We start from the raw sequence: 12,275 nt of genomic DNA, 5'->3' as shown, positions 1-12,275 counted from the left end.
GCGAGAAGAGCAACATTCAGAAAGTTTCCCTATTTGATTTCTCCATTTGAGAAGCGGCATGGGAGCCGCCTTCTTGTTGAATCACTAGCCTTCTCCCCCGCAGGCGGACCAGAGAAGCGCAAGCCGCCGACGCTTGAAAAGGCCGGCGGCAGCGAACCATTCCTTTGCCTCTTGACTGAACGGGGCTGTTCGGATGAATCCGTTTCCCATCCGCTGACGCTTCCCGGCATTTTAGTCTTGACGGAAAAGGTCCATGGGCAACGTTTTGCCAAATCCCGACTCACCGATGTGGGATTTTCGCAGAACAGAATCACTGAGATGACGGCCCGCCATGCTCTGTCCTTCGAGCCGGAAACGCTTATCGCTTCGGCACCGTTTCTCCTTCCCATTCCAGCATGCCGCCGGTCATGTTGCGGACGCGGTAGCCGAGCTCTTGCAAGTAGCGGCAGACGTTTTCGCTCCGCCGTCCGGAGCGGCAGACGAAAATGTATTCTTCGTTGCGGTCGAATTCCGCAAGCCGGGCAGGGATGTCGCCCATTTTGATATGCTTCGCGCCGGGGATCATGCCGAGAGCGACTTCCTCGTCTTCACGCACATCGACAATGTTCAGCTTTTCACCGCGTTCGAGTTTTTCCTTCACTTCCGCCGGCGTGATTTCCTTGATCTCTTCCATGGCAGATCGACCCCTTTCTCTCGCTTTTTCGACAAAAGGCAGCGGGGAAGGCGTCGATTCCTCCCCGCTTGCGCTGGCTATGCGGAAGCTGGTTCAAGATGATCGTTCCTTGACGCCGCGTGCGCCGTCTCAAGGCGGGCGGCCGCTTTTTCATCAATTAGCGACGATATTGACGAGCTTGCCGGGGACGGCGATCACTTTGCGCACCGTTTTGCCCGCAAGCTGCTCTTTGATTTTTTCATCGGCGAGCGCCCGCTCCTCGAGCGCTTCTTTCGGCAAGTCGGCCGGCACGTGCAAACGCGAACGCACCTTGCCGTTGATTTGCACGACGATTTCCACGACGTCCTCGACCAACTTCGTTTCATCATACGTCGGCCATGGTTCATAGGCGATCGTGTCCGTGTGGCCGAGCTTTTGCCACAGTTCTTCGCCGATGTGCGGGCAAACCGGCGACAAGAGCTTGACGAACCCTTCCATGTATGCTTTTTTCATTTGCTCCGCTTTATACGCTTCGTTGATGAACACCATCAGCTGCGAAATGGCGGTGTTGAAGCGCAAGGCTTCGTAGTCTTCCGTCACTTTTTTCACCGTTTGGTGATAGACGCGCTCGAGCGTATCGTTCGCTGGTTCGTCGACGATGTTCGGGTTCAGTTCGCCATTCTCGGTGACAAAGAGTCTCCAGACGCGATCGAGGAAGCGGCGCGCCCCGTCGAGCCCTTTCGTCGACCAAGCGATCGACGCCTCCAGCGGCCCCATGAACATTTCGTATAGCCGCAAGGTGTCGGCCCCATGGCTTTCAATGATGTCGTCCGGGTTGACGACGTTGCCTTTCGATTTGCTCATTTTTTCGTTGTTTTCGCCTAAAATCATCCCTTGGTTGAACAACTTTTGGAACGGCTCTTTTGTCGGCACGATGCCAAGGTCATAGAGAAACTTATGCCAGAAGCGGGCGTAAAGCAAGTGCAAGACGGCGTGCTCCGCCCCGCCAATGTAGACATCGACCGGCAGCCACTTTTTCAGCTTTTCCGGATCGGCGAGCTGCTTGTCGTTGTGCGGGTCGATGTAGCGCAAATAATACCAGCAGCTTCCGGCCCATTGCGGCATCGTGTTCGTTTCGCGCCGCCCTTTTTTCCCGGTTTTCGGGTCGACGACGTTGACCCATTCGTCGATGTTGGCGAGCGGCGACTCGCCCGTTCCCGACGGACGGATTTCATCCGTTTTCGGCAAGACGAGCGGCAATTCCTCTTCCGGCACCGGCGTCATCGTCCCGTCTTCCCAATGGATGATCGGAATCGGTTCGCCCCAGTAGCGCTGGCGGCTGAACAGCCAGTCGCGCAACCGGTACGACACTTTTTTCCGCCCCTTGCCGTGTTCCTCAAGCCAGGCGATCATTTTATCGATCGCTTCCTGCTTGTTCAAGCCGTTCAAAAACTCGGAGTGGATATGCTCGCCGTCGCCGGTGTACGGCCCGTTTTCGATATCGCCGCCAGCGACGACTTCTTTGATCGGCAAGTCGAACGTTTTCGCAAACTCGTAGTCGCGCTCATCGTGCGCCGGCACGGCCATGATCGCCCCGGTGCCGTAGCTCATCAACACGTAGTCGGCGATCCAAATCGGAAGCCGCTCGCCGGTGACCGGATGAATGGCGTACGCGCCGGTGAACACGCCCGTTTTTTCTTTCGCCAAATCGGTGCGCTCAAGGTCGCTTTTGCTTTGAATTTCTTTCAAATAGGCGTCAACGGCCGGCTTTTGCTCCGGCGTGGTAATTTTCTCCACAAGCGGATGCTCGGGCGCCAAGACGGTGTACGTCGCGCCAAAGAGCGTATCCGGACGGGTCGTGAAGACGGTGAACGTCTCGTCATGGCCGTCGACGGCAAACTCGATTTCCGCTCCTTCCGAGCGGCCGATCCAGTTGCGCTGCATCTCCTTGATGCTTTCCGGCCAGTCGAGCTCCTCTAAATCTTCAAGCAGGCGGTCGGCGTACGCGGTGATTTTCAGCATCCATTGCCGCATCGGCTTGCGGATGACCGGATGCCCGCCGCGCTCGCTCCGGCCGTTGATCACTTCCTCGTTCGCCAGCACCGTGCCGAGCGCCGGACACCAGTTGACCGGCACCTCATCCATATACGCAAGCCCTTTTTCGTACAGTTTCAAGAAAATCCACTGCGTCCATTTGTAATAGTTCGGATCGGTCGTGTTAATTTCGCGATCCCAATCGTACGAAAAGCCAAGCGATTTAATTTGCCGGCGGAAGTTGTCGATGTTTTTTTGCGTAAACTCGGCCGGGTCGTTTCCAGTATCCAGCGCATACTGCTCGGCCGGCAACCCGAACGCGTCCCAGCCCATCGGATGAAGGACATTGTACCCTTGCATCCGCTTCATGCGCGCCAAAATGTCGGTCGCCGTATACCCTTCCGGATGGCCGACGTGCAAGCCGGCGCCGGACGGATACGGGAACATGTCGAGCACGTAAAACTTCGGTTTGTCGTCATCATCGGGCGTGCGGAACGTTTTGTTTTTCTCCCAATAGTCCTGCCATTTTTTTTCGATTTCGCGGTGGTTGAAGCTCATCGCAGCACTCCTCCTATCAAGATTCTACTTCTACTTGCATCATGGACGAAAGTATGTACAAAAAAACCTCCCATCCCCACGCAAAGGGACGAGAGGCGCGCTTCCCGCGGTACCACCCTTTTTGGCGCGCACATGGCGCACCCGCTTTCTTCCTTAACGCGGATGGACGGCCGGCGCTGTCGATGACCGTTCACGCCGGCAACTCCGAGGCGAGTTCACGGGCCGACTTCGGTTGACTCGCACCATCCGTCAACTCTCTGCCGTCCGTCAAGCCCGCTACTGCTCCTCTTCACCGTTGTTCGCTTTGTTGTTTCGAATGGCAAACTTATTATTATTTTAAAAAATTTGTCGATCAATTGCAAGTTGAAACCTATATGGTCGCAGCCGTTTTTTCTCCCGCCTTTTCCGTCGGCCTCGGCAGCCAGCGGTCGTACAAAAGTGATGCGGCCACCGCCAACAGGGCAAACGCGACGAGCAGCCCAATGAGCAGCTTCATTCCGAAGGCGTCAGCAATCCAACCACCGATGACCGGTCCAATCATCCGTCCGGCCGTGGCCGTACCGTTGACGATGCCTTGGTACAACCCAGCCTTCCCTTGCGGCGCCAATTCGTTCACCACTGCCGGAATCGCCGGCCAGACGATCATTTCGGCGATGGTGAGGACCACCATGGAGGCGGCAAACTCAACAAGGGAATCGGCGCCAAACAGCATCGCAAACGAGACGACGAAAATGGCAAACCCGATCACCGTTTGTCGTTTCATCCCCGGCATGAAGCGGTGGATCACCCGCGACAGCACGGGCTGGGCCAAGACGATCAACGCGCCGTTGATCGTCCAAAGCAAGCTGTACTGCCCGACCGGTATCTCGAGCTCGCGCGTATAGGCGGCGATCGTCGTCGACCATTGGACATAGCTTAACCAACATAGTCCATAGCCGGCGCAAAGGAGGGCGAGCGCCCAGCCCACGGCACGGGATGGCACTTTTTCCGCTTCTGCCGGCCGTTTCGTTCGCGCCGGGGGCAAAAGCGGGATGCGCCGCAATCCGACCGTGACGATCGCCAAAAACGCCGCATAAAGCAATAGATTGGCCAAAAACACGAACGAGAACGAATACGAAGCGACAAACCCGCCAAGCGCCGAACCGACGGCAACGCCGATATTTTGCGCGACATACAAGGCGTTGAACGCCCACCGCCCCCCTTCGGGCCAAATCGCCCCGGCGTACGCCGACGCCGCCGGAAAGACGACGCCGCTGCCGATGCCGACAAGCGCCAAAAACACCGCATAATGCGGCCAGCCGTGCCAAACGTTCAACCCCGCAAGCGCGGCCATCGTCAACACCGCTCCGGCCAACAAAACGCGAAACCCGCCGATCCGGTCAAACAAAACACCGCCAACCAGACTGCCGATGACGCTGCCGCCGGAGTTGAGCATCAGCACCGCTCCCGCCACCGCGAGCGGCTGATCGAGTTGTTCATGCAAATAAATGGTATTTAACGGCCATAAAAATGACGCCCCTGTTACATTGAGCGCCATACCGACGAGCAGCCACCAAAGAGCGCGGGGCATCGGTCATCATCCTTTTCATCGCTTTTCTTTTGATTCCCGAAATAATTGTAGGGGAAAACAGGAAAAAAAGCAATCAAAAAAGCGCCTAAAAACATCCATGAGCAAACGGTACTGCCCACCTTGGCATGAACATCACGACTCACCAACGGGTGATGTTCATGGAAACCACTCATGAGCAGGCCTTGTTCTCCACCTTGGCATGAACATCACGGCTCACCCACGCGTGATGTTTACAGAAAAAAGAGGCGGCTTGATGGCCGCCCCATCGTTCGGCATGACTCACCCATTGCGCTGCTTGGAGCGGATCGGCTGGCCGCCCGTTTGTTCGTACTGCTTTTTCGCCAGCTTGACCGGGTCGAAATCTTGACCGAGCTCGAGATCGTTATTGTTTTGGCCGTTGCGCGTTTTTTGTTCCGGGTTGGTTTGCTTGAGGCGTCGCTTCATGTCGTGTCCCTCCTCCCTTCGGTTTCCTCGTCGTTCTTGGCTTTCCCTTTGGCGGGTGTGAATGGCGGGGCTTTCAATTGCCGCTCGTCTCAGCGGTCAAGCAAGATCATTTCGTTTTGCAGCTGCTCAAGCTGGAGCCGCATCCGGTGCAGCTGTTCGCGCTGCTGGGCGTTGCAGCTGCGGGCGAGGTGCGCTAAATCAAGGACCGTTTGCTCGAGCATTTGCTGGGCGTTCGTATATTCAGTGATGTTGTAATGCTCCTGCTTTTGCGCTTCGGTATATTGTTCTTTCGCAAAGCGGATCACATCTTCACACCGCTGCAAAAACTCTTCAACCGATTGTCTTGTCGCCATGTGTTCACCCCTTTTCATCATGTTCCCTCATGTTTACTATGCGCCGCCCGCGGCAGTCGTATCACGCCAATGATTGGCAGGCGGTCGATCGCCGCTGTTGTATGGACGGCAATCGGCCGACCCGGTCTCGATGAAATGCCCTTCGGTCGTCGATGTTCGCCGTTGTCTCTGCGGCAACGGTTGGAGACTGCCAACGCCATTTCGACGGTCTGCAGTCGATTTTCCCTGTTGTTTTTGCTACAATGCCAACATCGGCGCCTTCGTTCCGTCCGATCCACTCAAAGCTTTTCGTCGCTCCGGCGCAGCGGATGGCCAAGCCGGAAGAACAACGATGCCGCCTGCCATCCGTGCCAGCGCCAACGATAAAACGATCGCAAGGAGGACCAACCGATGGCATTGATGAACATTTTGCCGTTTGCTCGTTTTTTGCTCGACCAAGCGGTCCATGAAGGCGACATCGCCGTTGACGCGACGGTCGGCAACGGTCATGACACCGTCTATCTCGCGGAACGCGTCGGCGGCAGCGGCCATGTTTTCGGTTTTGACATCCAACGCGAAGCCATCGCCGCGGCGTCCGCCCGCCTCGCCGAACACGGACTGCGCGAGCGGGCGACGCTGTTGGAACGAAGCCACAGTGAACTGCTTGACGCACTTCCCGCTGACGTGCACGGGCGGATCGCCGGCGCCGTGTTCAACCTCGGCTATTTGCCAGGCGGCAACAAACAGATCGTCACCAAGCCGGAATCGACGATCGAAGCGGTCCGCCAGCTGCTTTCCGTCATGAAGCCGGGCGGCGTCATCGTCCTTGTCGTCTACCATGGTCATCCCGAAGGAAAGCGCGAACGCGACGCGCTCCTTGATTACGTCCGCTCTCTTGATCAACGGCGCGTCCACGCTTTGAAATATGAATTCATCAATCGGCAAAACGACCCGCCGTTTTTGCTTGCGCTTGAGAATCGGGCAGATGGAGGCGCCTGATTCCGTCCGGTTCACCAACAAACCGCTGTCCTCGCCAATACAAGCAAACGGCCGCCCTTATGAAAAGGACAGCCGTTTTTGTGTTCCTTGCCAGAGGCGGTATGCCTTGCCGTTCCAGTAAAAAAACTGCGACGCCGCCCCGCCGGCGCGGACGAGCCGGCGCGCCAGCCGGCGCAGTCCGCGTTGCTTCTTCACCTTGGCATCCGACAAATACAACCCGAGCAAGCCGCGGTGGATGAGGCGATGAAACTCGCCGTGCGGGAGCGCGCCGACATGGCGGTCGGCCTCTTCGATGAAATGGCAAAGCCGCTCAAGCATCACCGTTTCATTCGGATAGTAAAAACAAAAGTTCAGGTCGCCGCCTTCCCGGTCTTCCTCTTGATCGATCAAATAGTCAAGCAAAATGTGCAGCCCTTGAATGTACGGAAAATAGCCGTCGCGCACTTGTCTCGCCATCTCCGGCGGCAGCGATTCGCCAAACGCATAGGCGACAAGGCAGAAAATGCCGAGCGTCGAACCGGAGCAGGCGGAAAACTCATACCATTCCATCGGCGGCAAGGCGGCTTTGTATTGCTCGAACCATTTCTCCAGCCGCGGCACCCGCTCGCTCGCTTCGACATGTTTATGCACTTGCAAGTCGCAATAATATCCGGCCAATTCATGCAAAAACGGGGCGACCGTCTCATAATGGCGCACCGTCTCGAGCACCTCTTGGCACGTGCGCACAAGCGCCGGCAAATAGCCACCGTCTTCCTGTTCTCGGCGATGGCGGTAATAGTTCGACGGCTCCGCGCCGATCGTCAAAGCGTCCGGCATCGAATCGTGCAAGGCGCGAAAGTCGAGCGGATCAAGCGAGGTGCTGCGGTCGCACAAATTATCCAAATAATCGCTGATCGTCTGGTAAGCAACGATAAAGCGGATGCAATCCTCCATGTTTTCTCCGGCCAAGAGCGCCAAAATGGAGCCGCCTTCGCAATGGAACGTTTTTGAGGCGATGCTCGCGAGCGCCTGGCGCCGCAATTCCGGGTCAGGAATGCGCTCAGCTTGGCGCTGCCAATAGGCAAGCTCACGGTGGACAAGCGGAAGCACGTCACGATACACCGTTTTCATCAAGGCGATGGGGTTTTTCGGAATGTTCAATCGGCTCACCTCAGGTGCAAACACCATGGTCTCGTCTCCTAGCATTTCCATCTTATCGGCAACCAAAATCGTTTCGCGTCTGAACAGCCTGCAATCTCGTTTTCCAGTATTGCCATCCCTGCAGCTGGGGCAAACCATAAAAGGGGTTGGCAATGAAATGAAAAAGCCGCTCAAAAACGGTTTTTCTCACGTTGAGAAGTTTTGTGAAATTCGGATCTTCTTTCCCTATCCCAATCACTCATCGGGCGAAAAGAAACATTTTTCACCAATCCCGATTAGGCGTGCTCGCTTTCGTTGGCGATTTGGACGCAGCGTTGTACAATACATGGTGAACGATCGATTTTGAAACGGAAAGGAACGAACGCCCATGATTTACCCATACAAAGGCAAAACACCGCAAATTGCCGCATCCGCCTTTATCGCCGACTATGTGACGATCACCGGCGATGTCACCATCGGCGAAGAGACGAGCATTTGGTTCAATACCGTCATTCGCGGCGACGTAGCACCGACGGTGATTGGCAATCGGGTCAATATTCAAGATAACTCAATTTTGCATCAAAGTCCAAACAATCCGCTTATTATTGAGGACGGGGTGACGGTCGGCCATCAAGTCATTTTGCACAGCGCCATCGTTCGCAAAAACGCCTTGATCGGCATGGGCTCGATCATTCTGGACCGTGCAGAAATTGGGGAAGGCGCGTTTATCGGCGCCGGCAGTTTGGTGCCGCCAGGCAAAAAAATTCCGCCCAACACGCTCGCCCTCGGCCGGCCGGCGAAAGTCGTCCGCGAACTGACGGAAGACGACATCCGCGAAATGGAGCGCATCCGCCGCGAATATGTCGAGAAAGGACAGTATTACAAAGTACTGCAGCAACAGCGGGCCAATCAGACCTAACCGGCGCCAGCGGCGGGAAGGTTGCCCCCATCGCCAAGCCCCTGCAGGCGCGTCCCCTGGCACAAACAGGCCAACGACAGAGGCAAACGGCCGTTGGCGACCGCTCACCGATCGCACGGCCATCCATTCCCAGCACACGCCTATGCCAAAACAAAAAATAAAAAAGAGGGCGGCCGGCTATCGCCTGTAGGCCACCCTCTTTTTTGCTTTATTGTTTGTTCGCCAACGCCAACGCTTGTTCTTTCAACAAGGCGGCTTTGTCGGTGCGCTCCCACGGCAGGTCGATGTCCGTGCGCCCGAAATGGCCGTAAGCGGCCGTCTGTTTGTAAATCGGACGGCGAAGGTCGAGCATTTTGATGATGCCCGCCGGACGGAGATCAAAGTTGTTGCGGACGACTTCAATTAAAATGTCTTCGGACACTTTGCCGGTGCCGAATGTATCGATCGAAATCGAAACCGGGCGGGCGACGCCGATCGCGTAGGCGAGCTGCACTTCGCACTTGTCGGCAAGGCCAGCTGCGACGATGTTTTTCGCGACATAGCGGGCCGCATACGCTGCCGAACGGTCGACTTTCGTCGGGTCTTTGCCCGAGAACGCGCCGCCGCCGTGACGGGCGTAGCCGCCGTACGTATCGACGATGATTTTCCGCCCCGTCAACCCGGCATCCCCTTGCGGACCGCCGATGACGAACCGTCCGGTCGGGTTGATGAAATAGTTCGTGTTCTCATCCAGCAGCTCCGCCGGCACGACCGGTTTGATCACATGTTCTTTAATGTCTCGCTGGATTTGCTCTTGCGTAATTTCCGGATGGTGCTGTGCGGAAACGACGATCGTATCGACGCGCACCGGTTTGCCGTTTTCATCATATTCGATCGTCACTTGCGTTTTCCCGTCCGGGCGCAAGTACGGCAAGACGTCCGTTTTGCGCACTTCCGCCAAGCGGCGCGCCAAGCGGTGCGCAAGCGAAATCGGCAGCGGCATCAATTCTTCCGTCTCATTGCAGGCGAACCCAAACATGAGCCCTTGGTCGCCGGCGCCGATCGCTTCAATTTCCTCGTCAGTCATCTGACCTTCGCGCGCCTCGAGCGCTCGGTCCACCCCCATCGCGATATCCGGCGACTGCTCGTCAATCGACGTGAGCACTGCGCACGTATCGGCGTCAAATCCGTACTTGGCGCGCGTATAGCCGATTTCGCGAACCGTATCGCGGACGATGCGCGGAATGTCCACATACGTCGACGTCGTAATTTCCCCGCTCACGAGCACCAGTCCGGTCGTGACGCTCGTTTCGCAAGCAACGCGGGCGTTCGGATCTTTTTCCAAGATGGCATCCAAAATCGCATCGGAAATTTGGTCGCAAATTTTATCCGGATGTCCTTCGGTTACAGATTCTGAAGTAAACAAGCGGCGTTTGGCTGACATTCGGTTTGTTTCCTCCTCTTGGCATAATGTGGCGACACGGAACTCATTTCCCTTTTTTCGCTTCGCAATATAAAAAACCTTTCCTGTAACGGCTGAGGAAAGGTCATGGCAATCGTATTGCTTCCTTTCACTCTTATCGTTCAAGGACTGCGCCTTGCCACAGGTTAGCACCATTTCACACATGTACAGTTGTGACGGTTGCTGGGCTTCATCGGGCCTGTCCCTCCGCCGGCTCGGGATAAGAGTATCCGTTCAATGACTTATCTTATCGCAATGGAATCGGCAAAGTCAACTATCGAAATTCATTTTTTATTATTTCCAGTCATGAACATTCTTTCCTCAAAGAAATCGACACATTGGGAAAAATAAAGTTTGAAAAACCCACACAATTAGTATGGACTATTAATAAAAATGTGTTATACTATTTTCAAGAGTGATTCTAATAAAGAAGGCAGGTTTTGAACATGGGGATTGCCAATATGACCAATAAACTCGATCTCTTGCTGCAAAAACCGTACGTCCACTACCAACTGTCCGTCGCTGAACTCGTCGAAAAAGTGCTGCAACGGAAGGAAGGTCGGCTGACGCACACCGGCGCCGTCGCCGTCACGACCGGCAAGTACACGGGGCGGTCGCCCAAAGACAAATACATCGTCGAAGAACCGTCAACGAAGCAAACGATCGACTGGGGGACAATCAACCAGCCGATGTCTCCGGAGACGTTTGATAAACTGTACGACAAAGTGCTCGATTATTTAATGAAAAAAGATGAACTGTTCGTCTTTAAAGGCTTTGCCGGCGCCGATCCGAAATCCCGGCTGCCGATTCAAGTCGTGAACGAATTCGCCTGGCACAACTTGTTCGTCCATCAGCTGTTCATCCGGCCAAGCGCCGAAGAGCTCGCCGCGCATGAACCGCAATTCACCGTCATTTGCGCGCCGAACTTTAAGGCGAATCCAGCTGTGGACGGCACGCGCTCGGAAGCGTTCATCATCATCTCGTTTGAACGCCGCGTCGTCCTAATCGGCGGGACGGAGTACGCCGGCGAAATGAAAAAATCGATCTTTTCGGTGATGAACTATTTGCTGCCGGAACAAGGCATCCTGCCGATGCACTGCTCGGCCAACGTCGGCCAGGAAGGCGACGTCGCCCTCTTCTTCGGCTTGTCGGGAACCGGGAAAACGACGCTCTCGACCGATCCGAACCGCCGCTTGATCGGCGATGACGAACACGGCTGGTCGAGCCGCGGCATTTTCAATATCGAAGGCGGCTGCTATGCGAAATGCATCAACCTATCGCGCGAGAAAGAGCCGCAAATTTTTGACGCCATCGGCTTTGGCGCCGTGCTCGAAAACGTCGTTCTCGACGACGCGACGCGGGTGCCGGATTACGATGACGGCACATTGACGGAAAACACGCGCGCCGCCTACCCGCTTCAAGCGATCAAAAACATCGTCGACCCAAGCGTCGCCGGCCATCCATCCACGATCGTGTTCCTGACGGCCGATGCGTTCGGCGTCCTGCCGCCGATCAGCAAGCTGACGCGCGAACAGGCGATGTATCATTTCTTAAGCGGCTACACAAGCAAACTCGCCGGCACGGAACGCGGCGTCACCGAACCGGAAGCGACGTTCTCGACGTGCTTTGGCGCGCCGTTTTTGCCGCGCCCGGCCGTTGAATACGCGAAAATGCTCGGGCAAAAAATCGCTGAGCACAACGTCCGCGTCTTTTTGGTCAACACCGGTTGGACAGGAGGGCCGTACGGCGTCGGCAGCCGCATGAAGCTCGCCTACACCCGCGCGATGGTGCAAGCCGCCGTCGAAGGAGAGCTTGACAACGTCGAAACCGTGCAAGACCCGATCTTCGGCCTCGCCATCCCGGCGCACGTCCCCGGCGTGCCGGACGACGTCTTGCGCCCGCAAAACACATGGGCTGACAAACAAGCGTACGAACAAAAAGCGAAAGAACTGGCGGAAAAATTCCGCGCCAACTTCCGAAAGTTCGCTCATATCGACCCAACGATCGAAAAGCTCGGCGGACCGCTCGTATAACGAACCCCCAGCCGGACAGGAAGCCGTTCCCTGTCCGGCTGTTTTTTTCTTTTCTTTCCTTTGCTTTGGACCTCCGATTTTGCCGCCTTCTCGCGAAAATCGGGAGGATTTTTTCATTCCGATGCCGAACGAATCCTTGACAAACAAGGAACATTTAGGAATAAAAATAGACTC

11 protein-coding genes, 1 riboswitch and 1 other annotated feature are annotated in these 12,275 nt (G+C 55.9%); of the genes, 3 read left to right on the top strand and 8 right to left on the bottom strand.

Going from position 1 to position 12,275, the window contains the following annotated elements:
- Window positions 1-358 precede the first annotated feature (358 nt).
- From N685_RS0108685 to N685_RS19550, 6 genes are all read right to left on the bottom strand, one after another.
- The gene (locus tag N685_RS0108685; RefSeq protein WP_031407587.1) at window positions 359-673 is read right to left on the bottom strand and encodes a rhodanese-like domain-containing protein; all 315 of its coding nucleotides are present in this window, start codon (window positions 671-673) and stop codon (window positions 359-361) included.
- 153 nt (window positions 674-826) lie between these two features.
- Window positions 827-3,244, bottom strand: coding sequence for a leucine--tRNA ligase (gene leuS / locus N685_RS0108680; RefSeq protein ID WP_031407586.1), 2,418 nt, complete (start codon window positions 3,242-3,244; stop codon window positions 827-829).
- Between the two features lie 81 nt (window positions 3,245-3,325).
- Window positions 3,326-3,546 (bottom strand) — a binding site (T-box leader).
- A 68-nt stretch (window positions 3,547-3,614) separates the two neighbouring features.
- Window positions 3,615-4,814, bottom strand: a complete 1,200-nt coding sequence (locus tag N685_RS0108675; RefSeq protein WP_031407585.1) for an MDR family MFS transporter — start codon at window positions 4,812-4,814, stop codon at window positions 3,615-3,617.
- Between the two features lie 279 nt (window positions 4,815-5,093).
- Window positions 5,094-5,258 (bottom strand): hypothetical protein, encoded by a 165-nt coding sequence (locus N685_RS0108670; protein WP_031407584.1) that lies wholly within the window; start codon window positions 5,256-5,258, stop codon window positions 5,094-5,096.
- A gap of 89 nt (window positions 5,259-5,347) precedes the next feature.
- The gene (locus N685_RS0108665) at window positions 5,348-5,611 is read right to left on the bottom strand and encodes a YtzC family protein (protein ID WP_031407582.1); all 264 of its coding nucleotides are present in this window, start codon (window positions 5,609-5,611) and stop codon (window positions 5,348-5,350) included.
- A gap of 61 nt (window positions 5,612-5,672) precedes the next feature.
- Window positions 5,673-6,008 (bottom strand): hypothetical protein, encoded by a 336-nt coding sequence (locus N685_RS19550; protein ID WP_156961384.1) that lies wholly within the window; start codon window positions 6,006-6,008, stop codon window positions 5,673-5,675.
- Here N685_RS19550 and N685_RS0108655 point away from each other — a divergent pair.
- On the top strand, window positions 6,002-6,589 hold the full coding sequence (locus tag N685_RS0108655) for a tRNA (mnm(5)s(2)U34)-methyltransferase (protein WP_031407580.1): 588 nt from the start codon (window positions 6,002-6,004) through the stop codon (window positions 6,587-6,589). The two genes, N685_RS19550 and N685_RS0108655, sit on opposite strands and share 7 nt — an antisense overlap.
- A gap of 57 nt (window positions 6,590-6,646) precedes the next feature.
- Here N685_RS0108655 and N685_RS0108650 read toward each other — a convergent pair whose 3' ends face one another.
- Window positions 6,647-7,756, bottom strand: a complete 1,110-nt coding sequence (locus tag N685_RS0108650; protein ID WP_031407578.1) for a tetraprenyl-beta-curcumene synthase family protein — start codon at window positions 7,754-7,756, stop codon at window positions 6,647-6,649.
- A gap of 340 nt (window positions 7,757-8,096) precedes the next feature.
- Between N685_RS0108650 and N685_RS0108645 the strand changes: the two genes are divergently transcribed.
- The gene (locus N685_RS0108645) at window positions 8,097-8,627 is read left to right on the top strand and encodes a gamma carbonic anhydrase (protein WP_031407577.1); all 531 of its coding nucleotides are present in this window, start codon (window positions 8,097-8,099) and stop codon (window positions 8,625-8,627) included.
- 208 nt (window positions 8,628-8,835) lie between these two features.
- Here the strand turns inward: N685_RS0108645 and metK are convergent, their stop codons facing one another.
- On the bottom strand, window positions 8,836-10,050 hold the full coding sequence (gene metK / locus N685_RS0108640; RefSeq protein WP_031407575.1) for a methionine adenosyltransferase: 1,215 nt from the start codon (window positions 10,048-10,050) through the stop codon (window positions 8,836-8,838).
- A 130-nt stretch (window positions 10,051-10,180) separates the two neighbouring features.
- Window positions 10,181-10,295, bottom strand: a riboswitch (SAM riboswitch).
- 219 nt (window positions 10,296-10,514) lie between these two features.
- Between metK and pckA the strand changes: the two genes are divergently transcribed.
- The gene (gene pckA / locus N685_RS0108635; RefSeq protein ID WP_031407573.1) at window positions 10,515-12,101 is read left to right on the top strand and encodes a phosphoenolpyruvate carboxykinase (ATP); all 1,587 of its coding nucleotides are present in this window, start codon (window positions 10,515-10,517) and stop codon (window positions 12,099-12,101) included.
- Window positions 12,102-12,275 lie beyond the last annotated feature (174 nt).

Origin of the sequence: Geobacillus vulcani PSS1 (genome assembly GCF_000733845.1) — a bacterium.
Taxonomy (GTDB): Bacteria; Bacillota; Bacilli; order Bacillales; family Anoxybacillaceae; genus Geobacillus; species Geobacillus vulcani.
Note: the sequence above shows the minus strand (reverse complement) of the source record. Positions and strands in the feature narration are given on the sequence as shown.